Raw genomic sequence first — 26,832 nt, forward strand, 5'->3', positions numbered from 1 at the left:
AAATGAAACGGTTTGTAGTGGATGAAAAGGCCTCAAGAGAGACGATCGCAGTGGAGGCTGGGATGTGGCTACTCCCGTGTGGAACTGCTTACCGGAGCGATCGTTCAGGCATCACCTTAACCAGGAGTGCATACAAAGCAGCCGCAACAATAATGCCATTAATGGGCGGTACACCAAAGGACAATTGACCGGAAACGAACGCAGTCGTAGCAGCGACAACGTAGGCGATAATGCCCGCCCAGTTAAACGCAGGCAGCGGCGACTCCAAAGACGGAAATTCGCTCCGATGTTTGAGCCAGAAATCAACCATGATGATGCCGCCGACGGGTGGAATCACCGATCCCAGGAAGATCAGATAGGGAATGACCTGGCTGTAAATCCCGCTGAGTGCCAGAAAGTAAGCAAAGGTTGAACCACCCAAGACAAAAAGAGTCCGCTTTGTGGTGCGAAAGAAGTTAGCACCCGCCATAGAAAACGCGTAAATGGTGTTGTCTTGAGTCGTCCAAACGTTGAGAATCAGCAGAATTAGACCCCAAAACAAAAGTCCTTGCTTTGCCATGGCCTGGATAATGTCTTCACTGCCGTACACCAGGGTGCAAAACGCACCTGCAAAAACGAGGATGCCATTGATGCCAAGGAAGGCGAACAGAGTGCTGCTGATCGCATTTTTGCCCGTATCAGCAAAGCGGCTCCAGTTTGTCGCTTGAGTGCCACCAGAGATAAAGGTACCAATGACTACGGCAAGACCCGCAGAAAATTCCAATGGTTTCGTGGGTTGGATGGCCTGCAATTGAGCGAAGCTGCCCCCATCTTTCACCGCAATGCCTAAACTGATGGCTAACAGCACCAGCATGGCTGGGACGGCAAGACGGCTCAGCCAATCCATTGCTTTGTAACCGAAATAGGCAGTGGCACAAAAGCCATAAGTGAAAATCAAGATCACCAACCAATTGAGCGATTCGGGTAGCCCAATCAATTTATTGAGAGCTTGAGCGACAAACGCGTTAGTGACCGCATACCAACCGATTTGGGTAATACCTAAAATGAAATCAACCCAACGAGAACCGATGCTGCCAAAGCTAAAGCGTGCCATCAAGACAGTCGCCAGCCCACTTTTCTGCGCAATGTAGCCCAATGCCGCACAGTAACCGCCCAAAACTAGATTACCAATGACAATCAGCAGAATTAAGTCTGGAAAGAACTTGAAGCCTGGACCAATTTGTCCACCCGCAATTAATGTTGTGGAGGTAAAGGCAAAGCCCATCAGCAGCGGTGCTAAAGACCAGATAGAGCGACGGGCCTCTAACGGCACTGTACTCAGAGGGTAGTCTTCTTTCTGGGACGATCCCTCAGCAATTTTCGGTTCAAGGGTTGCACTCATCGGAAACACCGTTTGTTTGTTGCTGGTATCTTAAAAAGGCTGTCAGCAGGGTTCTGTATTCTCTACTACGGTAAGATTGCCTTTAGAGGTGACTGTTTCACGAAAACGATCAGTTTCTAGTCTATTACCTACCGATTCCTGACATTGCCTCCAAGATTTACAGAAATCCTTACCGATATGTCTCCTGAAGCATCGATCCATGTACTCTGTACCCCAACAATTCCAATGGGCAGGTAGCTCATCAATGAGCGCAAAGTAATGATTAGACTGAATTAATCAGTTCAAAGTGAGGTGATAATGCCAGCACCCATGAACGGTTCCAATGAACCGCAAGCTCATCTCCAAGAGCAGCACTTTGAGGTCGATCGGCTGGATATCGAAATTATGGGACTGCTCCAACAAGATGGACGCATGCCCTATAGCCTGATTAGTCGAACATTAGAGGTTTCAGAAGCAACGATTCGGTATCGGATCAAACGGCTGATTGAGGAGAAAGTGATTGCTATTACGGCTTACATCAACTACGAAAAACTAAAGTTTTCTAGCATCGCCTGCATTGAGTTAGAAGTCACACCCGCCTTTTTTAAGGAAACAGTGCTCATACTAGCTGACATGGCGAAAGTGAGTTTTTTGGCGGTTGTGACGGGGCAGACTAATATTACGCTCGAATATGTGTATGAAGATAATGACGACTTAATACGCTTTTTGAACGATCTAAAAAGCATGGAAGATGTCACACAAGTAACTTCCAGAATCATGCTCAAAGTGTATAAGTCTCAATACCCGATTCAGCTAAAGCGCTAAACCGAATGAGCCATTGACCGCCCTTCAGTAAGGCATGACGCTATTAGCATTCTTACCCTTTATATGTCCCTACTTGAATCATCGTTATGCGGTTTTTGCCAAAGGGGACTGTTCATATTGGGTGAGCAGATCTGCTGGATCGTTGTAGATGGCGATCGCGCCAGCTAATTGAGCATCACTAAAACCACCACACCGAACTGCAATCGTGCGCACTCCAGCTTGATTAGCCGCTTCAATATCAAACGGTGTGTCGCCTAGCATCACTACTACATGGGGTTCCCACTGTCCTTTCTGCAACGCTGCGTTAACAATATCAGGGGATGGTTTGGAAGCCTCTGCATCGTTCGATGTCGTTGCTTCGGGCAGCAAAGTATCGACTTGCGCCACTTTCAGCAACACTTCAAGCTCTTCTGTCGTAGCCGAACTAGTCACAAGCAGGTGTAGCCCAGAGGCTTGCAGCTTTTGGAGAAGTGCTCGACTGCCGGGGGAGGCTGTTAGCTGAGACGCAAACTTAGTCAGAATCAGCTCTTTGCGGCGATCGCCGATCGCTTTGCCGAGGCCATCCTTATCATTTACGCTGGTACCAGCATTGGAATGACCTGATCACCTCCCATGCCGATGAGCGATCGTACCGTTTCATAAGGCACTGTGTGGTCATAAGCCGCGAATGCCTCTACCCACGCATGGGCATGGGCATCATTGCTCAACACCGTACCATCAACATCCAAAAGAACACCCTTCAACGTCATGTCAAACGCCTCTCATCACAATCTCGATCGTCGCACTGTACTCAGCCCGATTCATCATCTGATTGGCAGATCTCCACCCTTTCACTACCCTTTCGCCGCAGTTGATCAATCACCGTTTGTAGCTGTGATCGCAGTGCCGCTGCCATTTGATAGGTTGTGCGTGTTGACGTTTGCTTCGCGTCGGGTGCCGCTTGCTCCCATGGTTGCTGGATAGGCTGTATGTGGTACTGCAAACGAGTGCGCATTGCCCAAACACCCATTGAGGGAAACAGCACAAAGACCAGCACGAGTGGCGACAGCGGAAACAGTGGCATACCTAACCAGCGAGCCAGCCAGGGTAGGTTGAGCGTCAAAGGATGCAGCAACTCACTACCGATGCAGACGACAGGCAGTACTGGCACACGATCGCGCAGGCTGAGGCGCAAAAAGCTGGGATCAAACGTTGCCAGTTGATACCGTTGCTGCCAACCTTTACTCAACCCCCGCCAACTCTCAGGTGCGTAAAGCAAAACGCGTGCCTTGGCATGACTGGTATGAGTTGTCACAGCAAGACTTTGTCGCTCGGCTCTTACACCGCCCAGCACGTGTGCCCAGCCCCGTGGTAACCACCACATGAGCCAGGGATGATCAAAAAAGATCGGGTGTGCCAGCGGCTGTACAGACCAATCGCGTTGTCGGCTCAGCAACAGACCTAAGCTCACAAAATCCCACGGGAAGCACATGCCTGCGTGGTTCATCGCTACAAGCAGCGGCCCGTTTGCAGGCAGCCGCTCAAGACCATGCAGGGTGGCACGAAAATAACGATCGACGATCGGCGTCAAGATTTCTTCCTGAAACGCTTTTTGATACACCGGATCGGGTTCGGTAGTCAAGATCGGTGCAGACGGTTGAACCAGCGATCGCACCTGCAGCCGCAACCAGCGCAGCGCCAGCGCCAGGTAAAACCCACCTGGCAGTAAAAAGAGCCCGTACTCCAACCCGTTCCAGCCGTTCACATCGGGCTTGTAGTGCTGCCAATGGCGATTAAACAGAATCAGCCATCCGGGAGGATACCAGAGACAAAACCAATCAAACCAACCAAAGCGATAGGGCTGAATCAACGCACTAACCCGCTAACGATTCCTCGCTCTCCAAGTCTTTACCTGTTGTTGGCAGTTCTAAACAGTAGCCAGCCCCGTAGACCGTTTTGATGTAATGGGGATGGCGTGGATCAGGTTCCAATTTGGTTCTGAGATGGCGCACGTGAACCCGAATCGTTTCGATGTCATCATTGGGGTCATAGCCCCAGACCTCTTTGAGGATCTCGCTTGGCGAAACGGTTTGACCATGCCGTTGCAGCAGGCAATGCAAGAGCTCAAACTCCAAATGAGTCAGCTTCACCGTCTGCTCAAACCAAAGCGCTTCAAAGCGTTCCGGGACCAGAGTTAACGGTCCGTAATTGAGAATTTCACTATGCTTGGCAGCTTGAGGAATCCGATCGGTGCGACGCAGCAGTGCCCGTACCCGCGCCAACATCTCCTCAATTTCAAACGGCTTGGTGAGGTAATCATCGGCACCTGCATTAAAGCCTTCGACTTTGTTTTGCGTCTGACTTAGAGCCGTCAGCATCAAAACGGGAATATCGGATGTGCGCTCATCGCGGCGTAGGCGCTGGCAGACTGTAAAGCCGTCTACTTTAGGTAGCATCAAATCCAGCATCACCAGATCGGGCTGTAGCTGCAAAGCCATCGCTTGACCCTTAACGCCATCAGGCGCCTGACTGACATCATAGCCAGCCATTTCAAGATTGACGGCAACGAGTTCTGAAATTGCAGGGTCATCGTCGATGACGAGTATCCGGGGCATCGTTACAAAGGAAATAAAGTGCTGATTGCTTGTAAGTGTTAAGGCATTACGAAGATGTCTGTACAAATTATAAGCAGGGAAGCTAAATCTTTTTTAAAGAAAGGCAATCTTTCTGAAAAGAATAGTTTGGGTTGGCGTTGTTTACGCCAAGAGGCATTGAGGGACAAGCAACTGAGGGACAAGCTGTGTGCCCCTTCTAAGCTCAGTTTCTAACGCAGCGAACGATCGGCTGCGCGCTCTGCCAGCGATACACGATCGCTGGCCTGGTTTTAAGTGCTTTTGAAACCGATTGCCCTCCAGAGGTCGCAAGCTCGTATGCTGCGTGAAATGGCTAAGTTGTCGACATCTATGCTCTAGGAAGCTGGCTCCCTGGTGATGACGATCGTACAACAGCAAACCCACGTGGGCGATGATGGGTGCGATCGTCGTTGATGAGAAGCAGTGAATGTCAGTGGAACGGTAGCCTTACGCTGTGCGGCAGAATCCCTTAGAATGCTGGTGGCTTATGCTTGTCCTTATGTAGGCATTGGGGCTGCCGACCGATCAGGGTTAGCAATGTTCTCTGTGATCGGATTGTGATCAATAGACGTCTAAAATTGACCAGACTTTTAAACTAGAGAAAACCTACAGTTGCTAAAACATTGATAGTACTTGCAGTGGTGGTGGTTGCTCTGCTGGGGGCAAGCATTTATGAAGCTAAATTACGTCGCATCGCGGAAACCGCTCCCACGTTAGCGATCGCAACTAGCAGCAGTGATCGCTCACCGTCAGCCAGCAGCCAGCAGCCAGGGACGATCACCCTTCCTCTCGTTTCGGTGATCATCCCTGCCTATAACGAAGCAGACAATATTGAAGACTGCATTCTCTCTGTCTTGCAAGGAACACCGCCCTCAGCGCCACTGGAGGTTTGGGTGCTTGACGACCAGTCGAGTGATGACACACTGGCGATCGCTCAAACGCTGCAGCAAACTCTTAACGATCCCCGTCTACGGGTACTGGCAGGTAAAGCCAGACCCGATCAGCAAACCTGGATGGGTAAAAATTGGGCCTGCACTCAGGCCGTCGAGCACGCTAGAGGAGCGTTTTTATTGTTTCTGGATGCAGACGTCAGGTTAAAGCCAGGGGCGATCGTCGCTGCTCTTGAATTCGTACAAGAAAACCAGATTGATTTGCTCACCTTATGCCCAGAAGTGGTCTGTGGTTGCCTTGCTGAGTGGCTGGTGCAACCGTGGATGATGAGCCTGCTCATGGCTGGATTCGCTTTCAACGAAGTCAATGATCCCCATGCAGAGGCTGCCTTTGCAGCAGGGATGTTCATGTTTTTTCGACGCACCGCTTACGAGCAAGTGGGTGGACACCAGGCCGTTGCCGATCAAGCTGTTGAAGATGTAGAGCTAGCGCGGCGCCTCAAACTGAAAGGGCTGAAGCTTTATTACGCTATTGGCGCTAATCTGGCATCGGTTCGCATGTATCGCTCTCTGGCAGGCGTCTGGGAAGGCTGGACTAAAAACTGGCATTTAGGTTCTCGTCGTAGTCTCTATATCAGCCTCCTTTCCGCCACAATCATGCTCTGGGTCTGTGTGTTGCCCTGGTTCGGTTTGGTCGCGTTGCTTTATCAGCTGGAGACAGTCGGCCTAACGCCAGTGAATGGGTTGGCGATCGCGCTTGCAGTCACCACGATCGCCATACAGTACCGTATCCGTTGCTCGATCGAACGAGTGGCCGCCATTCCACCGCGCTATTGGTGGCTGACAGGCATCGGTGGTGCACTGGTAGCAGCGATCACCATTGTCTCTGTCATTAAAACCGAAACGGGCTGGGGCTGGACTTGGCGCGGGCGATCGCTGCAACTGCCCAATGCAGGAGTGCGAAGTTAGAGAGATTGTTGGTTCTTGGTTGTTGGTTGGTAATTGCTGGTTGTTAGAAGGAGCCCGAAGTCAGAATTCACTCAAAACTTAAAACTCAAAACTCAAAACTCTCCCGTATTCCCCATCTACCACACCGATGAAACTCGAAATTGTTGTTCAGGTTCTAATCGAAATTCTGATCGTCATCGGGCTTTCCCGCCTGGTTGGCTTAGGCTTTCGTCGGCTCAAGCAACCGTTGGTGATTGGTGAAATTGTCGCTGGAGTAATGCTTGGCCCATCCTTGTTGGGCTTGCTTGCGCCAAGTTTAGCGGCTGGGCTTTTTCCACCAGAGACGATTCCCTTTCTAAACGTGTTGTCTCAGATTGGGTTGATCTTTTTTATGTTTTTGATCGGGTTGGAGCTTGACCCAAAGTATCTTAAAAGTCAGCTTGACGTTGCTGTGCTGGTGTCTCACGTCAGCATTTTGGTGCCGTTTGCGCTGGGGACAGTGCTGTCGCTGTTGCTTTATCCGCTAGTGTCAAATGGCGGGGTATCGTTCACGGCATTTGCGCTGTTTTTGGGCGCAGCGATGTCGATTACCGCGTTTCCAGTTTTGGCACGGATTATTACAGAGAATAATCTCCAAAGCACACGCTTGGGCACGCTAGCACTGACTTGCGCCGCTGTTGATGATGTCACGGCGTGGTGTGTACTGGCACTAGCGATCGCCGTCACTCGCACCAACAGCATGGTGGGAGCCATTCCGACAATCCTGCTCTCGTTTGGCTACATCGTCTTTATGGTGACGGTGGGACGAAAGTTTCTGAAAAATTTCGCCAATTATTACGATCGCAGCGGGCGGTTGAACCAGTTTGTGCTGGCGGTTATCTACATGGGGGTTGTCACGTCAGCTCTCATTACGGAACTGATTGGCATTCACCTGATTTTTGGTGCTTTTTTGATTGGTGCCGTGATGCCCAAGCATGCAGGGCTCACGCGGGAACTGGCGCAAAAAACAGAAGATTTTGTGCTGACTTTTTTGCTGCCCATTTTCTTTGCGTATAGTGGCTTACGCACTCAGATCGGGTTGCTTAACAGTCCGTTTTTGTGGTTGTTGTGTGGACTGGTGCTACTGGTGGCGATCGCTGGCAAATATTTTGGTACCTACTTTGCCGCGCGCGTCTCTGGCATCGAAAAACGAGAAGCCTCCGCCTTGGGCTGGCTGATGAATACACGCGGCTTGACCGAACTGATTGTGCTAAATATTGGCCTTAGTCTGAATGTGATCTCGCCGCTACTCTTCACGATGCTGGTGATCATGGCGTTGGTGACCACTTTTATGACCTCGCCGTTATTAGAGTGGACGTATCCTAAACGCTTGATTCGCAAAGATGTTGTGCAGCGAACTGCCGATGCGGTCGAGCCAGATTATCGAATTTTGGTGCCGATTTCAAACCCCAATAGCCAAAAGGGCTTGATTCAACTGGCCGCGACGATCGCGCTGGGCAACGCTCAAGGATCGGCAGCACTCGCCTCTGCTGGTGTTTACCCCTTAAGCCTGATTCAGCTCGATGAAGAATACGCGTTTGGCAGCACGCCAGCCGAAGCAGAGCGGTTGATTGCTGAACGAGAGCAACGCATGGCTGAACTGGTCGAAAGCCTTGAGCCATCCTATGTTCGTTCTGTTGTGCATCCCATTACCCGAGTCGCGACGGATGTAGCACAGGAGGTAGTCAGAGTAGCAGAGAGCGATCGTGCCGATCTCATCTTGTTGGGATGGCATCGTCCTGCCTTTAGCCGTAACCGTCTGGGAGGACGTGTGGGGCAGATCCTCAGCACAGCCCGCACGGATGTCGCGGTTTTTATTGATCGTCAACAGGGATCGTTGGATAAGCTGCTGGTGCCCTATGTTTCAAACATCCACAACGATCTTGGGCTAGAAATTGCGCTACGCATCCTGGTCAACTCGCAAAACTCAACGCTTACCATTTTGAGCGTCACCCAAAGCCATCAAGCGAACGATCGCACCTACGAGTTTCGCACTCTGATGGAACAATTGCCCCCATCCGTCCGCGATCGCATCCATACGCCTCAGATTGAAGCCAGTAGCCCTATTCAAGCCGTCGTGGAAGCCTCAGCAACGGTAGACCTGACGATCGCTGGAGCTAGCCGCGAGTGGGGTTTAGAACGGCAAACGTTGGGCTTCTACGCTGACCAACTGGCAGTGCAATGTCATTCATCGCTGCTCATCACCCGCCGCTATAGTCAAGTCACTGCACACCTGTCGTCAGTGCTAGGAGCAACAGAGAATGGAACGAGCCGTGAAGCCGATCAATCGGAAGCGGTTACTTAAGAAGGGGAAGGATAAGAGTTTTGAGTTTTGAGTTTTGAGTTCAGCCTTTAGCCTTTAGCCTTCTGCCTCCTTCTAACCACTAACAACCGCTACCCAATGGGCAACCACTTTACTCTTAAATCTCTTAGCTTCTACGGTGGCGCGATCGCGTTCGTCATTATCTTATTCAGCATGGTGACTGCCTATGGCGAAGCGAACCTGAAGGCTCCTCAAAAAATCGCTGGTCGTTATCAGATTCCGGCTCAAGATCTGCCAGGATGCCTGAAGTCCGAGCAATTGATTCTCTTAGTGCAGCAATCTGGAATTTACCTGACAGGTTCCCTGCTAACGGTTGATACAGTGGATACGTTGGAGAAACGGGCTATAGAGCGTCCCTCTATGACCGGGAACTGGAAGAATCAACGGCTGGCTCTACATGGGGATGCAAGCTATTTACCGAAATGTCAGGGTGATGTCAAAATTCAGGGAGCGATCGCGCAACAATCGCTCAACGGCACACTCAACCTCAGTGCTGCCCCTGGAGATATTCCCTTTACGGCAAGGCTAGAAGCACTTCAACCCAAACAACCGCAAGGACACTGACAGCCTTGCTGCTGTAGGCACGGCTACTCAAAGAGAAGCCGCTTTGCGTCTACAACCATCAGCCGCAGGAGCTTTGCCAGCTAACCAGGAATCTAGACACCGAGCCACCCATGCAGTATGTTTTGATTATTCACGACGTCGCAGATTATCTAACCTGGAAAAAGGTGTTCGACGAAGCTTCTGATATGAGGAGAGAGGCTGGCGAACGATCGTATCAGGTGCTCAAATACCAGAACAACTCAAACAGAATTGTGCATTTCTCAATGTGGACTTCGCTTGATGATGCCAGGCGCTTTTTCGAGTCGCCAAAGCTCGTCCAAATTAGAGCCGAAGCGGGCGTCCAAGCGCCTGATTTTATCTATTTGGATCAGCTTGAAGCCGGTACTCTGTGAGTATTGTTTTGTGTCGCAAGCTGTGCCACCATCTCTGCACGAGACGATACTTCAAGTTTACGAAACATTCGCTTTAAAGCTTGCTTCACAGAATTTTCGGTAATCCAAAGTTCTGCTCCAATTTCTGCGTTGGTTTGCCCTAAAGCCACCAACTGCGCGATTTGCCATTCACGCGGCGTTAAGCATCCAGCTTTGCTGTTCCCATAACAATCGGTTGTGGCTGTTTGGTGTAGCGATCGCACCGTCGCCGCCCAAACCGATAAGTGCAAACAGATGGCACTCAAATCAGCTAAATTTTGTGTGTCAAAAGCAAGCATTGACTTTTCACGAGTGCAGCCCACGGCGCCTACTAATTGACCGCGATCGATGATGGGGCCTGCCATCACGTGCCAATGATCGGGACGGGGACAAATGACTGCCCACGCTTTGGGTGATGTCACCAAGCCTTCATGGACAGGCGTATGGCGTTCTGCTATGTAACGCGCCACAGGATTATGCTCGATGGATAGGGCCACGTTCAGAATATTTTGAAACTTTCGAGCCGCTTTTAACTGATCGAAGAAAAAGATCCCCGATCGCTTGGCCGCAAAATAATCCCCGAGTTTTGGCGCCAGGTGCGATCGCAGGTCTGCTTCACTACTGGCTTGGTTGATGGTTTCAAAAAGAAGCTGCAAGGGACTGGTCATAGATCAAGTGGTCTGAAGTGTACCTGATCGAGGTCTAGAAGCATGTAGTGGCTCAGATTATAGTCCATTAATCTTGAGCACAAAAACAACTTGACATGACACAAACTGCCATCTTCAGTCCCTTCTTTGCGACCGTGTTTCTAACACTCCTGGTCTGGGTGTATATGTATAGCCGTCGCATTCGTTTCATTATCAGTCAAAAGCTGCGTCCGGCAGATTTGACTCCCAGTGCCTTCGCACAGCTTTCACCCCCAGGCGTCTCCAATCCATCAGATAACTTAAAGAACCTGTTCGAGATTCCGGTACTATTCTATGCGCTTGTCCTCTACCTTTTCGTCACGCAGCAAGTGGATAACGTGTATGTCGCCGCCGCGTGGGTTTTTGTTGGCTTTCGTGCGCTGCATAGTGCTGTCCACTGCACCTTTAATCGCATCATCCTTCGGTTCTACCTCTACCTTTTTTCGACGATCGCAGTATGGTTCATCGCCATCCGCTCAGCCTTTGCTCACTTCAGCGTCTGAGCATGCGCGATCGCTACGCTTCTGTTTTCAGCAACCAAAAGCCGCTGTAAGTCATACCAGCATCATCGGGCTGCACCAACAGGAAATGGAGTCCTTGACTGAGTTGCTTGCGGCGCTCAAATTCTTGCCCAGCCGCAGCGACTTCAGCATCTTCAAAGGTGGTAAGAATCCAGCGATCGACCAGTCCCGCTTCCAGAATCAAACCATCGGGTGCGCCAGGAATATAGTTGAGCAAGATGGGTTGCGCTTGTTGCAGCCAGAGCGCCAGTCGCATCGCTTGCCGTCCCCCATCAATGACAACGCCGGGAATGGGAGTGGTGGATGCAAGCCCCAAATTTAGCGGCAACAGCGATTCAGGCATATCGAGAATGGGAATCATGCGATCGCTAAACGTATCGACCAGATCGGCGGTCGGCAAGACAGCAAACCGCCAGCGATCGCCCCACAGGGTCTCTGACAGCGGCACTGGCGGCAGTTTATCCAGTGCTAGTGGCTGATAGGGTTGTCCGGTAAAGCCTGCCTGCGTGGGATATTGACGTGCCCGTTCTTGCAGCCAGCGTTTGAGTGTCGATATCCGACGCGTTGGCTCCACAGCAATGCCGATCTGCTTGCCAACCGGTTCAATGAGATTAAAGGTTTGCGGTCGAAACACGCGAATGCGATCGGGCCGTGGCTGTCCTGCATCGATCAGCTGTTGCAACTGAACCAGTAGCCAGTCAGCACGTGCTTCGGCTTGAGGGCAAACCATCGCGTACTGAAAGTCCCCTACAGAATCGCAGACTAGCAATTCCCAAAGCGGATTGCCAGTTTCATCCTGTAGGGGACGACGGTAAAAATCAAGTTCCCAAACGTGCATTGGTGATTAGTGATTAGTTTTTAGAAGACTCTAACAACTAATCACTAATCACTAACAACTTCTTAAGGTAGTGCCATTATGTGAAGGCCAAAAAATAAGCAACAACTATAAAGTTGCTGTGAGAATCAAGTAATCGGCAAACAGCACCCCACAACAAAGGGTGTACTCGTTAAACGCTCCTCCCACTACTTTGCTACGAGGCTTAAGGGTCGTTAAAGGATGAGCGTAATTACTTAGAAACGCCTCCGCTGCCGTTTTCTCTTGATTGTTTCTTCAAAAAGAAAGGCCTCAAGGGGTTTTAAAGGAGTCGGCTAAGCCTCGGGTTTCGCTTTCAGTTTCCAACCGGGTTTAATGACCTGACGAGCACGGGCAATCACCAGGCAATCATCAGGGACATCTTCAGTCACCGTTGAGCCTGCAGCAATGTTAACCCCTTCGCCGATCGTGATGGGTGCCACCAGAACACTGTTAGAGCCGGTTTTCGTACGATCGCCAATTTGTGTCCGGTGCTTTTTCACACCATCATAGTTAGCGGTGATTGTACCTGCACCCACATTGACCTGATTTCCAGCCGTGGTGTCACCGAGATACGACAGATGTGCGACATTAGTGCGATCGCCCAGCTTCGTATTCTTCAATTCCACAAAATTACCAATGCGGCAGCCAGAGCCTGTTTCCACATGTCCCCGTAGATGGGCATAGGGACCAATACGCGTGCCCGCTGCCACTGTGCTATCGGTAACAACGGAGTACATCACCGTCACTTGCTGACCAATCTGGCTATGCTCAATCAAGCTACTGGGGCCAATGCGACTACCCGCCTGGATGGTTGTCTTGCCACGGAGATGGGTTTGCGGCTCGATCACCACATCGGCTTCCAGCCCTACCGTATCGTCGATCGTGATGCTGCTTGGGTCAATCAGCGTCACGCCTGCTGCCATCCAATGATCCTTAATGCGCGTTTGCAGAATGTCATAAGCAGCAGCCAGTTGCTTGCGATCGTTGATACCCAGAATTTCCTGGTAGTCTTCCACATCCACAGCCATCACCGGATTAAGGAAGTTGACTGTATCCGTCAGGTAATACTCTCTTTGATCATTGTCAGCCGTCAGCTTAGGCAACGCTTCTGCTAAGTCAGCCCACCGGAAACAGTAAACGCCCGCATTAATCCGACGATTCTGTTTCTGTGCAGGCGTGCAGTCTCTGTCTTCCACAATTTGCTGCAAGCGATTTTGACTATCACAAAACACGCGTCCATACCCCTTCGGATTGGGTAGCTGAGCCGTTAAGATCGTCGCGGCATTGTGGTGTTCTCGGTGGGTCTCCAGCAGACGCTTCAACGTTTGGGGACGCAGCAAGGGCACATCTCCATTCAAAATCAGCAAGTCGCCCTGAAAGCCCTTCAAATGCGTCAATAGCTGCTGTGCGGCATGTCCGGTTCCTAGTTGTACAGTCTGCTCGACAAACTCAATGTTCGGCGCAGCATCGTCCTCAAGGTTGGTGAGTGCCTGTGTAATGAGCTCACCCCGATAGCCCACAATGACCAGCCGTCTGGCCGTCTCAATCTCTGACAGACTACCGAGCACCCACTCGACCAGAGATTTGCCTCCGAGTCGATGAAGCACTTTAGGCAAGTCAGATTTCATCCGTGTGCCGCGTCCAGCAGCCAAAATTGCAACCGCTACCATTGTCGTCTGCGCCACCTAATTTGCTGTGGAGAAGAGTGCGATCGCTCGCGTCTGCCTCTCCGCCTCTTCACGCTCTACAGAATACCATTCACGACACTGACATAAACTTGCATTCCAGCTTTTCAGATTTTATAGCTGTTGTCACAAAGCTTAGGACATTGGGATCAAAGGGGGAGTGGGGGCGTGCCCCCAGCCAGGGTTTCCACCCCTGCACCCCGTCCTAACCAGCATGGCTATAGCTATAATTCATCCGTGACGGAGGGTTTTGTTCATCGTGTTTCGAACACGTAAGGCTTCCGTAGAACCGTACCAATTCAATATGAGAGTACACATAGCTTGCAAGGGCACGGCAATGTAGTGCCTCTACCCAACGATGAATCGGCTCTACGGAAGAACCAACAGATTTAAACACCAGCCCAGAGTCGACAGGGGTCAGGCAGGTTGGGGCACGGGTGCTAAAGCCAGAGGTAAGGCGGCTGTTTCTGTTTGTACAGAACGGATAAACTCCTCAAACTGTTGGATCAATTCAGGGTTACGCCAGCCCGTTGCGGTTTCTTCTTTCAAAATAATGAGTGCATCGATCGGGGTAAAGGCTTTTTTATAAGGGCGCTCACTCGTTAGAGCATCATAAATATCAATGATTTGAAAAATCTGAGCTAAAAGCGGAATTTGCTCTCCTAAAAGTCCGTCAGGATAGCCTGTCCCGTCCCAGCGCTCGTGGTGATGACGGATAATCGGCAGCACTCCACGCATGGTTCGCAGCGGTTGGCAGATCTTCACTCCAATGAGCACATGCTGCTGCATGATTTCCCATTCTTCCGGCGTGAGTTTACCTGGCTTTAGCAAAATAGCGTCGGGAATGCCGACCTTGCCGATGTCGTGCAGATAGCCACCCCACATGAGATCACGGATTTCAATGCGGGAGAGGCCGAGAAATTCTCCGAAGGCTTGACCGTGAGCCACGAGCCGTTCGCAATGATCGCCTGTGTTAGGGTCACGACTTTCGACCGTTTGGGCGATCGAAAAGAGCACTTTTTCGGCGTGGTCAAGGTCTTCGTTAAGACGCTTTTGACGAATCAGTGATTTGACACGAGCAGACAGTTCCAGCTGATCAAACGGTTTGGTCAAGAAGTCATCACCACCAGCTTCAATGCCTTTCAGCCGAGCGCGACGATCGTCCAGCGCCGTGACAAAAACCACAGGAGTCAGCCGCGTTTGCTCATCTTGTTTCAGACGACGGCACACTTCAAAGCCATCCATCCCAGGCATCATGACATCAAGCAAAATCAAGTCGGGGTTCGTTGCAACCATAGAGTCTAACGCTGCTGGGCCACTATCTGCCTCTAGCACGTCGTAGCCTTCGACTGAAAGCAATGCAACGGCTGTTAGTCGGCTGGAGGGGTTGTCATCAACAACAAGCACTCTGGGTCGCTCTGTATAGAGGCGGTTCACTAAAGCAGACCTCACGCTAAGGATTATTCTAACTGCTCCACAGCGCACAGTTCAGCAGGCGCTGGATGGGTTCATGGGGCAGTGAACTCCAGTATGGGCTTTTGTTTAGAGGGAGAAATCGGGTTTTCTACGGAAGTTAGTATTTCCGTGCACTGGGTAAGTTCACCAGGATTAGCCTCAATTTTGACAAACAGAATGATTGCTTAGAAGCCTACTGTTACCCAGCTATCAGGAACCTGTAGGACTTAGATAAAAGCAACTGTAAAAGTAACTGAGCGATCGCGATCGCTAAACTTCAGTTGTGATTTGAGGGTGAGGCTTGCTATGACGGTTGGAGATCTCAGCCTGAAGCGTTGGCAACCACTCGACTGAAACCTGCGGCGGTGGCAAGCTACTCGCATTACATGTGGGATCGCTTTTTTCTAAAATCTCAAGGCGACAACGGCGGCACAGCCAGTAGGATTTACCAGAGCGGATATGCCGCAGTAAAATATCGGAACATAAAGGGCAGCTTGCCATTTTATTACCAGTTGAATGTTTATTGTTAAAAAACAAGGCGCTAAGAACGTTGCTTTAAATATGACAGTCGTCTTTTCGCACGACTACAGTCTGTGGATATATTTTGTTCCACAGAGCTTCTTTCACTATTAGGATCATTGAGTGGCGAGTGATCCCCTTGACAATCCTGATGCTTATGTTGACTATTCTTGCTGTATAAATACAAAGATGCCTGTATATGTAACTACAACTTAAATTAACTTTATGCACTTGACAAAACTCTGTTTTTTTATGCTTTGTAACGGTGCTGTTTCACTGCAAGCGGCGAATTTAAGCAATATGAAGACAGCACTAACGCGTTTCAAGCTTCACTAGTCTTATGAGAGCCAGAATTGAACATGACATTGTATTTCTGCATCGCGAAGATGTGCCGGAATACAAAAAAGGCGGTTCAGTTGTGAGAAACAGCTATTTTTGGGCACTGCGATCGATCGCCGCACAGTCATATCGTCAGCGTGACTGGGAATACGAAGCAGAGGTCTGGCTTGCACTCCAGCGTATGTTACTTTCCTTTACTGAATCGGGCTACCTAGGCTTACGAGAAACGCAGTTGGAGTTTCCGGCTGAGGCAGACATTCCAGCCGTCTTAAAGCCGATCGCAACCTGGGAATGATGCTTAGGAGCGTCGATTATCTAAAATCGACAAATTACAGCAATTTTCGTTTGAATAAGCCACATCGACTGAGTGTGAGCGTCTGGTTCGCGCCTGCGAGCAGGATGCTCGATTGTGGCTGACCCATTTGCAAACGGCTGTATTTGCAGGTAGGGGCGCACGGCCCTATGGGAAATGCCGGAGTGATTAAATTCGTGTTCCTTAGCATGTAACATGGGCGCGTTAGCTGCGATACAAAGGTGTTATGAGGATGGCATGACAAGGGAGCTTGCTAAAATGCCTTAGCAGTGTCGTTTTACAGTACACAAGCAGCTTGCTTTCTGAATTCGTCTGCTAGACACTGGCAGTCTCATGGCTGCGACCCGAATCGTTGTGGAAGCGACGTTCTATGGCAACGTTCCCTGTTTCTACGATCGGAGGGGTTTGTGCAGAATTAATCGCTTCAGGAGTTACAGGATGTTAGTGACCCTCTTGCATCACGTTTTAAACGGTTTGGGTAAAACGCTAGGGCTTCTGTCTGCGATCGATCCGTCTCTCCGCGCACCGTTCGCAGTGATTCTGGGAGCCATTCCGGGGGCGCTAAGCCGTTATTATTTAACGCTGTTTTTTGCTCGGTGGTTGGGCGCTAGTTTTCCGTACGGCACCTTTGTCATCAACCTCACAGGCGCAATGGTAATGGGCTTTTTTATCACCTTGACGCTGGAGCGAACAATGACTTCACCAGAACTGCGATTGCTCGTCGCCACTGGTTTCTTAGGGTCATACACTACCTTTTCTAGCTATGAGTTAGATACATTCAACCTGCTGCAGTCGGGCAACAGAGGCTTAGCGTTGGTGTATTGGCTAGGTAGCGCGGTTTTAGGCTTTCTCAGCCTAGAGTTAGGCAACCTGCTGGCAAGGAGGGTGTCGTGATAGCGTGGAAGCCACCCTAACAACTGGCAACCCCCACCTAGACAAGGGTCTGGGAAAGGTTCCCGGTACTTATTTTGTAAAGCTTATATGAATTAGATTGCTACATGTGTAAGACTTATATAAAGTGTGCAATGGCTAAGAGCGCAACCTGCGCGCAAACGCATTGATTTGCCCTCCTTAAAAACCTCGCACCATTGAGGTTTAGGGGATCAAGTGTGGGTCCTAGCAAGTTGAAGTAACGCAGTCAAAGGTCGGTTGCAGTCTGTTCAGCAACGTTGCTGACAAAAATCAAACTGGCAGCAACCTGCTTGGCATTCAAATTTAGTTCTTTTAATCTCTAAAGTCGAAAAGTTGACGGGTTCAGTGCTCTACCAGGCGAAGAAATACGTACGTTTTGTGAGAGCATCAGGCGCATATGTCCAAACAGCGAGTCGAGTTAAATCCCGAAAATGCCGCAGTCGTGAATGAGTTGGTCACTCTGGGCTTCTTTAAAACCCCTACGATTGCTGCCAATTATCTTCTGGCAGTGATTGGTAAACGCGCACTGCATCGATTGCGAAGAAAACTAAAGCAGCGCTTGCTGGAGCGTGATGACCAACAACGCGCTGCAGAGTAAGCTTCTGCTGCCGTAGAACCGTCATATACAACGGTTCTACGGCTAATAAAGCATTTAGCAGCAACGATCAGACGGATCGCAGCATGAGTTCGCATCACTGGTGAGCGTTGCACGGTACTCTAAACCTTTTGTTTCACGGGGATGACGGACAAGATCGCGAGCACAATCGAAGCTCGCAGCCGTAGCCAATGGTACGTTAGCCTGCGGTAGGACAGGGATGATGTCTTGCTGATAGGGACTTTTCGGATCGGTATAGATCTGGAACGTTTTGTCGCAAACTGCCATCCGCTGACCGCGATAGAGCGTGTGCCCGTCATCATCCTGCACTGCTTTCCAGGGGCCTTTGTAGACTACGGCTTGATTGCGTTCCCAGCACGCGCCATCTTTACCTTTGAAGGCGCGTACGGTCATGGAGCGAAATTCAATGCCGTCAATGACCTGCCAGGGTTCTGCTTGTCGCACCAGAATCTCAACGCCGTAAAAGCCTGCTTGCTCGAACATTTCTAAGAAGGCATCTTCGCGGAAGGCTCCGGCGATGCAACCACTCCAGAGTTCGGGATCATTCAGGATCGCTGGTGTAGGATCTTCGTCGCAAACAATGTCGGAAATGACCGCTCGCCCACCTCGCTTGAGGACGCGGTAGAGTTCTTGAAAAAGCTGCTGCTTGTCCTGGGGACGGACCAGGTTGAGCACGCAGTTAGAAATGACTACATCTATACTATTGTCAGCAATTAAAGGCTCATCTTGTCGCCAGCGATCGCACTCCGCTTCAAACGCACTCAATTGATCAAGCGCAGTAATAGGGTGCTGAGTCAGCCACGCCTGGGCACGATCGCGATCCAGCGCCAGGTCTTGGATTTTCCCTTTCACAAACGAAACATTACGATAGCCCAATGCCGCTGCCATCGCATCAAGATATTTGCGCGACAGCGACAACATTTCATCGTTGAAGTCTACGCCAATGACGCGTCCTGTCGCACCGACTTTTTGAGCCAGAATATAGCAATTTTTTCCAGCCCCGGAACCGAGATCAACGACCGTTTCACCACTCTCTACGTACTTCGTTGGATCGCCACAGCCATAGTCTTTCTCGACGATCTCGGCAGGAAGTTTGGCAAGATGATGGGCATCGTACCCATCGGTAGGGCAGCAAAGCGCCGCTTCGGGCTGACGTGCCCCCGCTTCATAGCGCTGTAAAACAGCCTGTTCAACATCGTAAGCAACGGTTTCGGATGCTTCGCAGCAGGGTATCTGTTGGTTTGTTGCAATCTCAGTCATCGTGTCTTCTCGCTCAATCCATTGCTATCAGGGGTTTGCCTTTAGTGTAGTTATTTTAAGGTGGTCAGGAGTCAGGAGTCAGCGGTCAGCGGTCAGTGATTTTAAAAGTTTTGAGTCGCGCTTTGCGCCGCTGAGTCCGTTGGACACGCTTCGCGAACGCTAGAGAGTTTTGCATTGAGCTTTCTTGCGCCTCCCGCTCCCTACTGAAAGCTGATAGCTGAAAGCTGATAGCTAATGGCTTAAATTTATGCAATCCAGCCGAACTTTTGCGCTAAAAAGCCGATCGTTCCGCCTGCCAATACCAGCCAGGCAGAGTTGATTTTGAACCGAAACACAACGATCGTGCTGACCAGCGCGACGCCTATTGTTAGCCAATCAATCAGTGCTTCGCGTGCCAGCGTGTAGGTGACAACTGCCATCAGTCCCAGAGAAGCAGCATTCACGCCATCTAAAAAGCCACTTGTCCAGGGTGACGATCGAAGCTTGGCTGCCCAGGGGCTGACGATCGCCACAAACACAAAGGCAGGCAGAAAAATGCCGATCGTGCCCGCGATCGCGCCTACATTGCCCGCGATCAGGTAGCCAATAAACGTGGCAGTGGTGAAGACAGGACCGGGCGTGAGTTGTCCGATCGCCACTGCATCTAAAAGCTGCTGAGACGTGAGCCATTGCATCCGTTCCACCAAGTCTCGTTGCAAGAAGGCAAGCAGCACATAACCGCTGCCGTACAGTACAGAGCCTATTTTGAGAAAAACCAGAAACACTTGTGGCCAGGTCGCTTTACCAATGGCGGCAGTCGTTACACTGACTTGCGACAGAACGATCGGGAATGGTAACAACGCAGCGACGCCCGTATTGCCTCGCTGGATGTTCTTGAACAGCATGACACCTAGCCCTGCTAGTAAAAGCAACACCAGCTCATTGACGTTTAGAAAGAAGGCAGCGATGACGGTTGCGCCTGCGATCGCAGTCGGCAGATCTTTAATGGCAGCTTTGCCCAACTTCCAAAAGGCTTGCGCCACGATCGCCATAATCACAGGCTTCACGCCATACAGCAGCCAGCCCACTTCGGGAACGGTCTGAAAACGGACGTAAACGGCTGCTAATGCCCACACAATCAGCATGGCGGGCAGAATAAAGCACGATCCGGCAATGATTAAGCCCTTCCAGCCCGCGCGATCGTAGCCAATATGCACCGCCAGTTCCGTGGAATTAGGTCCCGGAATCAGGTTGGTGATGCCCAGCAGATCCAGCAGTTTTTCCTGACTCAGCCACTGCCGACGTTTCACGCACTCGTCATCCATCATGGCGATATGGGCTGCGGGACCGCCAAACGCGATCGTCCCTAGTTTAAGAAAAACGATCGCCAGTTCGCTCAACCGCTGTTGCCTTTGGACGCCGTTGAGCTGCTTATAGGGCATGTTCGCCGCTTCAACCTGCACTCGTTCTTGAGACTCAGCCACAGAAATTGCCTCACTCACTCACCGTGATTCTTCTGACGTTCTGGCACTGGTTCGGTATTCCCCCCTTAAACGTACTGGTTGCAGTTATGGCGAGAAGTGTCAGAATGGTTTGAAACGGATACCAAATTAGCACATGGTCTTTAACCCTGATAGCGCGAATTTTCTCGGTGCCGATGTTGAAGAACACGAGTCGAACGAACTGCTGAACTACCTTCAGCACCAGCCCCCTGAAATACTCGCACAGGTGGCAAAGCTAGTCACGCCTGATGTCAAGCAAATCATTTCGCATAATGTGCAGGGGCTAGTGGGCATGTTGCCTTCCGAAGCTTTTAATGTGAAAATCACCACCGATCGCGACAATTTGGCGGGTTTATTGGCGTCTGCCATGATGACAGGCTATTTTCTACGCCAGATGGAGCAACGGATGGAGATGGAAGACTTGCTGGCAGGCTCTCTCTCGCTGCCGTCAGACGCTCATAGCCCTTCAGATTAGATTCTGTGTCACCCCATCAAGCTAAGCCCAGTCGTCTGCAAACCCCTCACAGCGGCTACCACTGGGATGCTAGTGCTCGTCGCTTTTTTGAAGGCTGGTACTACCGCGTGACTCTGCCCGATTGTGGTCAGACCTTCGCGTTTATGTATTCCATCGAAGACCCGATCGGCGGTAAACCCCACAGCGGTGGAGCTGCCCAAATTCTTGGTCCTAACGACGAATACCTTTGCCGCACCTTGCCCAACGTGAAGACCTTCTGGGCGTGGAAACAGACGCTGGGACTGGGGCATTGGGGGAAGAGGAGAGAGGGGAGAGGGGAGGAAACAGCGGTCAGCAGTCTGCGGTCAGCGGTCAGCATTAATTCAGAACTCAGAACTCAAAACTCTCTAGCGCAGCGGCACAAAGCGCTACTCAAAACTCCTGGCTTCCTCCCGCCAGAACAATTCACCCAACACATCCACGAAGGCTATCAGGCAACGGCTACCTGGCATCAGGGCGTTTTGCATGAACCATCAGGGGCTTCGGCAGGGTGGGCGTATCAGATTCAACCTGTCTATGGCTGGGGGAATGCAACGAGTCAGCAACAATCGACCGCAGGATGGCTGTCATCGCTGCAAATCTTTGAACCGGGTTGGCAGATACTCATGGCGCATGGGCTGGCAACAGGTTGGATTGAGTGGAACGGAACGCGCTACGACTTTGTAAATGCGCCCGCTTATAGCGAAAAAAACTGGGGTGGTGCCTTTCCGCAAAAATGGTTTTGGCTAAACTGCAATAGCTTTGTAGGAGAACTGGATCTAGCGTTAACAGCGGGTGGTGGTCGTCGAGGGGTCCTGTGGTGGATGGAATCGGTGGCGATGATTGGGATTCATCACAACGGTACTTTCTACGAATTTGTGCCCTGGAATTCTCAGGTGCATTGGGAGATTCAGCCCTGGGGACACTGGCGGATGTGGGCAGAAAACAGCCAGTTTACGGTGGAACTCACTGGCACGACGGATCTTCCCGGTACACCGTTACGTGCTCCAACGGCCGAGGGCCTAGTATTTGCCTGTCGCGATACGATGCTGGGGCAGATTACGCTACGGCTGCACGATCGCCAACGCAACGAAACGCTACTCGAAGCGTACAGCGATCGTGGTGGGCTAGAAACCGGCGGCGCGCCCTGGGATGGCGTTTGGCAAAGCGCTGCTTGAAAAGCTTCCTCTCCGCCAGCTCAAGTTTAAGGAGATTTCTAGTAAACAAACTACCCGCTGTCTATGCCCTACGGGCAGGCTACGCCAACGACTCCGCTCAGCCAGCTTGCACCCTGAGCGGAGTCGAAGGGTAAAATCTTTGCCGGAAATCGCCTAAGTATTGCGTCCTGCCATCACGCCACCATCTACATCCCATGTCGCACCCGTGACCCAGGAAGTATGCTTGGACAGCAAGAAGGTAATGACTTCTGCAACATCGATCGGTTGACCAATCCGTCCGATCGGATGAAAGCTGTTGAAGCTCTGTAGCGTTGTCTGGATATCTTCTGGTTTGATAAACGCTCCGTAGATCGGTGTTTCGACAACAGCGGGTGCAACCGCATTCACACGAATTTGGTACTGAGCCAGCTCCATTGCTAAATGTTGTGTGAGTGCGTGCAAGCCTGCCTTCGCCATTGAGTAAGCCGAGGATGGGGTCGCCAACACTGCTTGATGCGCCCACATTGAACCCACATTGACGATGGCACCACCTTGCTTTTGCTGCACCATATTGCGAACAACCTGCTGTGTTGCAAAGAAAGTGCCGCGATTGAGGTTGAGGTAGCGATCGTAGTCTGCCTCTGAGTGCTCAAGAAAGGGCTGGGGCAGAAAAACACCCGCCGCATTGACGAGATAGTGAACCTGCGGGAGATGGGAAGCAATCTGCTCGATCAGTCGCAAGGTGTCTTGGCGATCGCTAATATCCGCTTGCCAGACTTGGATGCTACCGTGTTGTTCAAGCTCAGTCGCTATTGCCTGAAGTTTTTCAAGCGTGCGCCCGACGATCGTAACAGCGGCTCCTTGCTTGAGCAGCATTTCTGCAACCGTCCGCCCGATGCCACTGCTTCCTCCTATAACCAGTCCTTGTTTCTGCTTAAACTCTTGATACATGGTGATTTCCTTACTAGAGGTTATGGCGTGGGTGCAACCACAGCCAGCAGCATAGGCAAGTTAGACACGGTATAAAAGTAAGCACCTTCCAGTGAGGTACGCACTTTGGGGTCGCAATTGAGCCAGGGCAGGAAGATTTTTTTTGATACATCCAATGAATAGAGGAAAGCCAGATCACGAAACGTCAGCCGCAGCCATGTTGGAGTATATCGTTGGCTGTAAGTGGTCCATTCGCATTTTGACGCTGATCCGTCAGGGAGTAGAACGCCCTGGAGCCATTACGCGGTCGATCGATGGGCTGACAACCAAAGTACAAGGTGATTGCTTAAACAAAATGGTCAGCTTCGGGATTTTGGAAAGAATCGCGTATGCAGAGATTCCACCACGAGTTGAATACAAGCTCACTCACTTTGGGCAACGCTTCGTCTCCATTTTGGATGCCGTTTCGGAGTTGCAACACGAGATTGATACGGTTAAACAGGATCACAAACCTGTGTTAGAGACGAATGATGAGCAGCCATCGTCCAGTCAAAAGGCAACCCGAACGGAGTGAGAAAAGAGTGGCTGTCACCACAGGAAGCACATCCCAACCTGTAAGAATCCTTGCCATTTCGGGTAGTCTTCGTCAGGTTTCATCCAATACGGCTCTACTGCAAGCGGCGATCGCGGCAGCACCGACAACTGTGGAGATGAGATTGTATGGTGGACTCGGTGACTTGCCGCACTTCAACCCAGATCTTGAGCCAATGGAGCCGCCAGTCGTGACGGATCTGCGGGCACATGTGAAATGGGCTGACGGTTTAATCATTTCGAGTCCCGAATACGCGCATGGTGTACCGGGCGTTCTGAAGAATGCGCTGGATTGGTTGGTGAGTGGAGAAGAGTTTATCGGTAAGCCGATCGCCTTGTTCAATGCCTCACTACGAGCCGTTCATGCTCAAGCAGCGCTTACCGAGATTGTGACCACAATGGCAGGACGAATGGTTCCTGAAGCGTCCATCACTGCGGCTCTCCTTGGTAAAAATCTTGATGCAGCCGGAATTGTTGCTGATGCAGAGATTTTTGGTCAATTACAAGCTGCAGTCATTTCCTTCGCAAAGGCGATTGAGTCATTCTAGAAGCAATCGGTTTACAGTCTAAAATGCTCTCAGTCAATCATTTTTTTGACGTTGACGAGGCATTACGGCGGCGTAGAATCTCGACCAGCGTTAAGAAAGCCGCGGGTATGGGAGCCACAACGACGATCGCCTCTCCCGTTACGGGATGTTCCAACTGGAGTCGCCAGGCGTGAAGTGCCTGACCGGCCAGCTTCACCCCAACCGCGCGACCTGCACCGTAGACTGGATCACCGACGATCGGATGTCCCATTTTGGCGCTATGCACTCGAATTTGATGCGTCCGTCCCGTTTCGAGCGCAAACTGCATCAGCGTATAATTTCCCATCCGCTCTTTGACCTGCCAATGCGTCACCGCACGACGACCACCCTTTTCTTCAGGGATAATCGCCATCTTTTTGCGATCGATTAAATGGCGACCAATCGGCAAATCGATCGTGCCATTGTCAGCAGCAGGCGCACCATAAATCACTGCCAGGTAATCGCGTCGCGCTGTTTTTGCTTTTAGCTGTGCTTGCAAATGCTGGTGTGCTTGATCGGTCTTAGCAACCGCGATCGCGCCACTGGTGTTTTTATCTAACCGATGCACAATCCCTGGACGCTGGATGCCACCAATGCCGGCCAAGCGATCGCAATGTGCCAGCAGCGCATTGACCAGGGTTCCCTCTTCATGTCCTGGAGCGGGATGCACGACTAATCCCACAGGTTTGTTGAGAATCAGCAAATGCTCATCCTCGTAAAGAATGTCGAGAGGAATGTCTTCTGCTTGAAGATCCAGCGGTCGAGCATCAGGAACAGTGATGTCGATGCGATCGCCTGCCTGCACCATCAGTTTCTTAGAAGTACAGACCTGCCCATTGACCTGGATCTGCCCTTGTTCGATCAGCTTCTGCGCGCGCGATCGTGATACGTCAGGCAGTGCTTCAGAAAGGTAGCGATCGAGGCGTTGGTGCGCTGTCTCTTCGGTAGACGCGCCCACGGCTTCAACCTGTAGTGCAATTTGTGAGGACAATTTCTAAACCTTGCTCAGGAAACTCAACGATGTTTGCGCTTTCAAGCGGTACAGCAAGCAAATCTATTTAAAGATTTGTTGATGACGCTTATTTACTTAACCCTAGCGCATCAGCCAGCGTCCCCAAAACTGACCATGCTAGACTTCGAGCAGCAGGACTCACTTGAGCCAGGTAATTGTGATGACGGCCAAACACCCTGAAACGTCTGCTCCCACTGCTCAACTTTACGATCGAGATTACTATCTTTGGCTACAGGAAACTGCGCAACTGCTGCGGAATGGCGAGTTTGCCAGACTTGACGTAGAGAATTTGGTTGAAGAAATTGAGAGCATGGGCAGGAGTGACAAACAAGCCATTGAAAGCAACCTTGAAGTGGTTTTAATGCACTTGTTGAAATACAAGTACCAGCCTGAACGACGTTCTAACAGTTGGCGCTTTACCTTACTAGAACATCGTAATCGCTTGACTAAAGCTTTCAGAGATAGCCCCAGCCTGAGATCTTATTTTGGTCAAACCTTTGACGAGAGTTATCAACAGGCCCGAAAACTAGCGGCTGCGGAAACTGGTCTGCCAAACGAAACCTTTCCCTCAGAATCGCCCTTCACTCCAGAACAGTCGCTGGATGCTGATTACTTACCGGAGTAGTTTTCGTACGCGATCGACGCTGGACGACAGCCAGCCAAGATCTCGTGCAGGTTAACGACAGAGCCAATGACCGCAATCGCGGGTGCTTCAAAGTGTGCCGACTCTACCTGCTGCATGATCGTTGCCAACGTGCCGATGAGTTCTGCCTGTTCGGGTCGCGTGCCCCAACGCACCAGTGCGACTGGCGTCTGAGTTGACAAGCCTGCGAGCTGAAGCTGTTCTGTAATGTACGGCAGATTGTGGATGCCCATGTACACGACGATCGTTTCTGAACCGTGGGCGATCGCCTGCCAATTGACGGCTGGACGATACTTTCCCGCACCCTCATGCCCTGTTACAAACGTCACCGATGAACTGTAAGCACGGTGTGTCAGCGGAATGCCTGCATAGGCAGTCGCCGCAATGCCCGAAGTGATGCCCGGTACCACTTCGACGGCAATGCCAGCTTTGACCAGATCTTCCATTTCTTCGCCACCACGCCCAAACATAAATGGATCACCGCCCTTCAACCGGACGACGATCGCTGCCGTTTGAGCCTTCTCAATCAACAATGGCGTAATCTCTTCTTGCTTCAGCGAGTGCATGCCTCGGCGTTTGCCAGCATTAATTTGCTCTGCCTGTGGATTGATCATCGCCAGCACTGGCATACTCACCAAAGCATCATAAACAACAACATCCGCGCATTCCAGCAAGGTCTTTCCCTTCAGCGTTATCAACCCCGGATCTCCGGGACCCGCACCGACTAAGTAGACTTTACCTATGTGTTGCATGGAGTGAGGTGAGAGGTGGGAGGAGTAAGGGAGGAGGGGAACGTAAAAGTAATGGTCGGTGGTCAAAATTAACT

29 protein-coding genes are annotated in these 26,832 nt (G+C 51.0%); 14 read left to right on the forward strand and 15 right to left on the reverse strand.

Going from position 1 to position 26,832, the window contains the following annotated elements; all coding sequences use genetic code 11:
- Positions 1-88 precede the first annotated feature (88 nt).
- Complete coding sequence (gene codB / locus C7B82_RS14850) at positions 89-1,381, reverse strand: cytosine permease (protein ID WP_106257058.1); 1,293 nt, start codon at positions 1,379-1,381, stop codon at positions 89-91.
- Between the two features lie 297 nt (positions 1,382-1,678).
- Between codB and C7B82_RS14855 the strand changes: the two genes are divergently transcribed.
- Positions 1,679-2,185: an Lrp/AsnC family transcriptional regulator gene (locus tag C7B82_RS14855; protein WP_106257059.1), complete on the forward strand. Its 507-nt coding sequence runs from the start codon at positions 1,679-1,681 to the stop codon at positions 2,183-2,185.
- Positions 2,186-2,269: 84 nt separating this feature from the next.
- Here C7B82_RS14855 and C7B82_RS14860 read toward each other — a convergent pair whose 3' ends face one another.
- The 4 genes from C7B82_RS14860 to C7B82_RS14870 are packed head-to-tail and all read right to left on the reverse strand — an operon-like array spanning position 2,270 to position 4,779.
- A complete protein-coding gene (locus tag C7B82_RS14860) occupies positions 2,270-2,731 on the reverse strand; it encodes an HAD family hydrolase (protein WP_219904445.1) in 462 nt (153 codons plus the stop codon).
- A gap of 26 nt (positions 2,732-2,757) precedes the next feature.
- On the reverse strand, positions 2,758-2,934 hold the full coding sequence (locus C7B82_RS35130; protein WP_219904405.1) for an HAD family hydrolase: 177 nt from the start codon (positions 2,932-2,934) through the stop codon (positions 2,758-2,760).
- Between the two features lie 41 nt (positions 2,935-2,975).
- Positions 2,976-4,034 carry a 1-acyl-sn-glycerol-3-phosphate acyltransferase gene (locus C7B82_RS14865; RefSeq protein ID WP_106257060.1) on the reverse strand — a complete coding sequence of 353 codons (1,059 nt, stop codon included), beginning with the start codon at positions 4,032-4,034 and terminating at the stop codon, positions 2,976-2,978.
- Between the two features lie 4 nt (positions 4,035-4,038).
- Positions 4,039-4,779, reverse strand: coding sequence for a response regulator transcription factor (locus tag C7B82_RS14870; RefSeq protein WP_106257061.1), 741 nt, complete (start codon positions 4,777-4,779; stop codon positions 4,039-4,041).
- A gap of 641 nt (positions 4,780-5,420) precedes the next feature.
- Between C7B82_RS14870 and C7B82_RS14875 the strand changes: the two genes are divergently transcribed.
- From C7B82_RS14875 to C7B82_RS14890, 4 genes are all read left to right on the forward strand, one after another.
- On the forward strand, positions 5,421-6,656 hold the full coding sequence (locus C7B82_RS14875) for a glycosyltransferase family 2 protein (RefSeq protein ID WP_245939904.1): 1,236 nt from the start codon (positions 5,421-5,423) through the stop codon (positions 6,654-6,656).
- A gap of 127 nt (positions 6,657-6,783) precedes the next feature.
- The gene (locus C7B82_RS14880; protein WP_106257063.1) at positions 6,784-8,979 is read left to right on the forward strand and encodes a cation:proton antiporter; all 2,196 of its coding nucleotides are present in this window, start codon (positions 6,784-6,786) and stop codon (positions 8,977-8,979) included.
- 96 nt (positions 8,980-9,075) lie between these two features.
- Positions 9,076-9,561 carry a hypothetical protein gene (locus tag C7B82_RS14885; RefSeq protein WP_106257064.1) on the forward strand — a complete coding sequence of 162 codons (486 nt, stop codon included), beginning with the start codon at positions 9,076-9,078 and terminating at the stop codon, positions 9,559-9,561.
- 110 nt (positions 9,562-9,671) lie between these two features.
- The gene (locus tag C7B82_RS14890) at positions 9,672-9,953 is read left to right on the forward strand and encodes an antibiotic biosynthesis monooxygenase (protein WP_106257065.1); all 282 of its coding nucleotides are present in this window, start codon (positions 9,672-9,674) and stop codon (positions 9,951-9,953) included.
- Here the strand turns inward: C7B82_RS14890 and C7B82_RS14895 are convergent.
- Positions 9,929-10,639 (reverse strand): helix-turn-helix domain-containing protein, encoded by a 711-nt coding sequence (locus C7B82_RS14895; RefSeq protein ID WP_106257066.1) that lies wholly within the window; start codon positions 10,637-10,639, stop codon positions 9,929-9,931. The two genes, C7B82_RS14890 and C7B82_RS14895, sit on opposite strands and share 25 nt — an antisense overlap.
- A gap of 95 nt (positions 10,640-10,734) precedes the next feature.
- On the opposite strand from C7B82_RS14895, the gene C7B82_RS14900 reads away from it, so the two are divergent.
- The gene (locus tag C7B82_RS14900; RefSeq protein ID WP_106257067.1) at positions 10,735-11,160 is read left to right on the forward strand and encodes an MAPEG family protein; all 426 of its coding nucleotides are present in this window, start codon (positions 10,735-10,737) and stop codon (positions 11,158-11,160) included.
- 13 nt (positions 11,161-11,173) lie between these two features.
- Here the strand turns inward: C7B82_RS14900 and C7B82_RS14905 are convergent, their stop codons facing one another.
- The 4 genes from C7B82_RS14905 to C7B82_RS32340 all read right to left on the reverse strand — a co-directional run bounded on the left by C7B82_RS14905 (position 11,174) and on the right by C7B82_RS32340 (position 15,675).
- Positions 11,174-12,016 carry a Tab2/Atab2 family RNA-binding protein gene (locus tag C7B82_RS14905; protein ID WP_106257068.1) on the reverse strand — a complete coding sequence of 281 codons (843 nt, stop codon included), beginning with the start codon at positions 12,014-12,016 and terminating at the stop codon, positions 11,174-11,176.
- A 311-nt stretch (positions 12,017-12,327) separates the two neighbouring features.
- A complete protein-coding gene (glmU, locus tag C7B82_RS14910) occupies positions 12,328-13,719 on the reverse strand; it encodes a bifunctional UDP-N-acetylglucosamine diphosphorylase/glucosamine-1-phosphate N-acetyltransferase GlmU (protein ID WP_425443615.1) in 1,392 nt (463 codons plus the stop codon).
- A 417-nt stretch (positions 13,720-14,136) separates the two neighbouring features.
- The gene (locus tag C7B82_RS14915; protein ID WP_106257070.1) at positions 14,137-15,156 is read right to left on the reverse strand and encodes a response regulator; all 1,020 of its coding nucleotides are present in this window, start codon (positions 15,154-15,156) and stop codon (positions 14,137-14,139) included.
- Between the two features lie 288 nt (positions 15,157-15,444).
- Positions 15,445-15,675 (reverse strand): hypothetical protein, encoded by a 231-nt coding sequence (locus C7B82_RS32340; RefSeq protein WP_181357505.1) that lies wholly within the window; start codon positions 15,673-15,675, stop codon positions 15,445-15,447.
- Between the two features lie 358 nt (positions 15,676-16,033).
- Here C7B82_RS32340 and C7B82_RS14920 point away from each other — a divergent pair, with 358 nt between their 5' ends.
- The 3 genes from C7B82_RS14920 to C7B82_RS14930 all read left to right on the forward strand — a co-directional run bounded on the left by C7B82_RS14920 (position 16,034) and on the right by C7B82_RS14930 (position 17,855).
- Complete coding sequence (locus C7B82_RS14920) at positions 16,034-16,327, forward strand: hypothetical protein (RefSeq protein ID WP_106257071.1); 294 nt, start codon at positions 16,034-16,036, stop codon at positions 16,325-16,327.
- 456 nt (positions 16,328-16,783) lie between these two features.
- Entirely contained in the window at positions 16,784-17,239 is a 456-nt protein-coding gene (crcB, locus tag C7B82_RS14925; RefSeq protein ID WP_106257072.1) for a fluoride efflux transporter CrcB, read from the forward strand.
- Between the two features lie 415 nt (positions 17,240-17,654).
- A complete protein-coding gene (locus C7B82_RS14930; protein ID WP_106257073.1) occupies positions 17,655-17,855 on the forward strand; it encodes a hypothetical protein in 201 nt (66 codons plus the stop codon).
- A gap of 54 nt (positions 17,856-17,909) precedes the next feature.
- On the opposite strand, the gene C7B82_RS14935 is transcribed toward C7B82_RS14930, so the two are convergent.
- Positions 17,910-19,133, reverse strand: coding sequence for a methyltransferase domain-containing protein (locus C7B82_RS14935; protein WP_106257074.1), 1,224 nt, complete (start codon positions 19,131-19,133; stop codon positions 17,910-17,912).
- 245 nt (positions 19,134-19,378) lie between these two features.
- Positions 19,379-20,596 (reverse strand): chromate transporter, encoded by a 1,218-nt coding sequence (locus tag C7B82_RS14940; protein ID WP_245939905.1) that lies wholly within the window; start codon positions 20,594-20,596, stop codon positions 19,379-19,381.
- A 133-nt stretch (positions 20,597-20,729) separates the two neighbouring features.
- Between C7B82_RS14940 and C7B82_RS14945 the strand changes: the two genes are divergently transcribed.
- Positions 20,730-21,089 carry a DUF760 domain-containing protein gene (locus C7B82_RS14945; protein WP_106257075.1) on the forward strand — a complete coding sequence of 120 codons (360 nt, stop codon included), beginning with the start codon at positions 20,730-20,732 and terminating at the stop codon, positions 21,087-21,089.
- Positions 21,090-21,094: 5 nt separating this feature from the next.
- On the forward strand, positions 21,095-22,285 hold the full coding sequence (locus C7B82_RS14950; RefSeq protein WP_181357506.1) for a tocopherol cyclase family protein: 1,191 nt from the start codon (positions 21,095-21,097) through the stop codon (positions 22,283-22,285).
- Between the two features lie 153 nt (positions 22,286-22,438).
- On the opposite strand, the gene C7B82_RS14955 is transcribed toward C7B82_RS14950, so the two are convergent.
- Positions 22,439-23,215, reverse strand: coding sequence for an SDR family NAD(P)-dependent oxidoreductase (locus tag C7B82_RS14955; RefSeq protein WP_106257076.1), 777 nt, complete (start codon positions 23,213-23,215; stop codon positions 22,439-22,441).
- A 154-nt stretch (positions 23,216-23,369) separates the two neighbouring features.
- On the opposite strand from C7B82_RS14955, the gene C7B82_RS14960 reads away from it, so the two are divergent.
- Together C7B82_RS14960 and C7B82_RS14965 are read left to right on the forward strand one after the other, a co-directional pair.
- Positions 23,370-23,768: a winged helix-turn-helix transcriptional regulator gene (locus C7B82_RS14960; RefSeq protein ID WP_219904407.1), complete on the forward strand. Its 399-nt coding sequence runs from the start codon at positions 23,370-23,372 to the stop codon at positions 23,766-23,768.
- A 7-nt stretch (positions 23,769-23,775) separates the two neighbouring features.
- Positions 23,776-24,333 (forward strand): NADPH-dependent FMN reductase, encoded by a 558-nt coding sequence (locus tag C7B82_RS14965; RefSeq protein ID WP_245939906.1) that lies wholly within the window; start codon positions 23,776-23,778, stop codon positions 24,331-24,333.
- Positions 24,334-24,370: 37 nt separating this feature from the next.
- Here the strand turns inward: C7B82_RS14965 and C7B82_RS14970 are convergent, their stop codons facing one another.
- Positions 24,371-25,342: an RluA family pseudouridine synthase gene (locus C7B82_RS14970; RefSeq protein WP_339375192.1), complete on the reverse strand. Its 972-nt coding sequence runs from the start codon at positions 25,340-25,342 to the stop codon at positions 24,371-24,373.
- A 181-nt stretch (positions 25,343-25,523) separates the two neighbouring features.
- Here C7B82_RS14970 and C7B82_RS14975 point away from each other — a divergent pair, with 181 nt between their 5' ends.
- A complete protein-coding gene (locus tag C7B82_RS14975) occupies positions 25,524-25,988 on the forward strand; it encodes a DUF29 domain-containing protein (protein ID WP_106257078.1) in 465 nt (154 codons plus the stop codon).
- Here C7B82_RS14975 and cobA read toward each other — a convergent pair.
- The gene (gene cobA, locus C7B82_RS14980; RefSeq protein WP_106257079.1) at positions 25,973-26,758 is read right to left on the reverse strand and encodes a uroporphyrinogen-III C-methyltransferase; all 786 of its coding nucleotides are present in this window, start codon (positions 26,756-26,758) and stop codon (positions 25,973-25,975) included. The genes C7B82_RS14975 and cobA overlap by 16 nt on opposite strands.
- Positions 26,759-26,832: the final 74 nt, after the last annotated feature.

This window comes from Stenomitos frigidus ULC18 (assembly GCF_003003795.1).
GTDB lineage: Bacteria > Cyanobacteriota > Cyanobacteriia > Leptolyngbyales > Leptolyngbyaceae > Stenomitos > Stenomitos frigidus_A.

What these genes read in the sequence shown, in the direction of transcription:
- codB (WP_106257058.1), bottom strand. Translation starts at nt 1,381, where the DNA reads ATGAGTGCAACCCTTGAACCGAAAATTGCTGAGGGATCGTCCCAGAAA.
- C7B82_RS14855 (WP_106257059.1), top strand. Translation starts at nt 1,679, where the DNA reads ATGCCAGCACCCATGAACGGTTCCAATGAACCGCAAGCTCATCTCCAA.
- C7B82_RS35130 (WP_219904405.1), bottom strand. Translation starts at nt 2,934, where the DNA reads ATGACGTTGAAGGGTGTTCTTTTGGATGTTGATGGTACGGTGTTGAGC.
- C7B82_RS14870 (WP_106257061.1), bottom strand. Translation starts at nt 4,779, where the DNA reads ATGCCCCGGATACTCGTCATCGACGATGACCCTGCAATTTCAGAACTC.
- C7B82_RS14880 (WP_106257063.1), top strand. Translation starts at nt 6,784, where the DNA reads ATGAAACTCGAAATTGTTGTTCAGGTTCTAATCGAAATTCTGATCGTC.
- C7B82_RS14885 (WP_106257064.1), top strand. Translation starts at nt 9,076, where the DNA reads ATGGGCAACCACTTTACTCTTAAATCTCTTAGCTTCTACGGTGGCGCG.
- C7B82_RS14890 (WP_106257065.1), top strand. Translation starts at nt 9,672, where the DNA reads ATGCAGTATGTTTTGATTATTCACGACGTCGCAGATTATCTAACCTGG.
- C7B82_RS14895 (WP_106257066.1), bottom strand. Translation starts at nt 10,639, where the DNA reads ATGACCAGTCCCTTGCAGCTTCTTTTTGAAACCATCAACCAAGCCAGT.
- C7B82_RS14900 (WP_106257067.1), top strand. Translation starts at nt 10,735, where the DNA reads ATGACACAAACTGCCATCTTCAGTCCCTTCTTTGCGACCGTGTTTCTA.
- C7B82_RS14905 (WP_106257068.1), bottom strand. Translation starts at nt 12,016, where the DNA reads ATGCACGTTTGGGAACTTGATTTTTACCGTCGTCCCCTACAGGATGAA.
- C7B82_RS32340 (WP_181357505.1), bottom strand. Translation starts at nt 15,675, where the DNA reads ATGGCAAGCTGCCCTTTATGTTCCGATATTTTACTGCGGCATATCCGC.
- C7B82_RS14920 (WP_106257071.1), top strand. Translation starts at nt 16,034, where the DNA reads ATGAGAGCCAGAATTGAACATGACATTGTATTTCTGCATCGCGAAGAT.
- crcB (WP_106257072.1), top strand. Translation starts at nt 16,784, where the DNA reads ATGTTAGTGACCCTCTTGCATCACGTTTTAAACGGTTTGGGTAAAACG.
- C7B82_RS14930 (WP_106257073.1), top strand. Translation starts at nt 17,655, where the DNA reads ATGTCCAAACAGCGAGTCGAGTTAAATCCCGAAAATGCCGCAGTCGTG.
- C7B82_RS14935 (WP_106257074.1), bottom strand. Translation starts at nt 19,133, where the DNA reads ATGACTGAGATTGCAACAAACCAACAGATACCCTGCTGCGAAGCATCC.
- C7B82_RS14945 (WP_106257075.1), top strand. Translation starts at nt 20,730, where the DNA reads ATGGTCTTTAACCCTGATAGCGCGAATTTTCTCGGTGCCGATGTTGAA.
- C7B82_RS14955 (WP_106257076.1), bottom strand. Translation starts at nt 23,215, where the DNA reads ATGTATCAAGAGTTTAAGCAGAAACAAGGACTGGTTATAGGAGGAAGC.
- C7B82_RS14960 (WP_219904407.1), top strand. Translation starts at nt 23,370, where the DNA reads ATGAATAGAGGAAAGCCAGATCACGAAACGTCAGCCGCAGCCATGTTG.
- C7B82_RS14975 (WP_106257078.1), top strand. Translation starts at nt 25,524, where the DNA reads ATGACGGCCAAACACCCTGAAACGTCTGCTCCCACTGCTCAACTTTAC.
- cobA (WP_106257079.1), bottom strand. Translation starts at nt 26,758, where the DNA reads ATGCAACACATAGGTAAAGTCTACTTAGTCGGTGCGGGTCCCGGAGAT.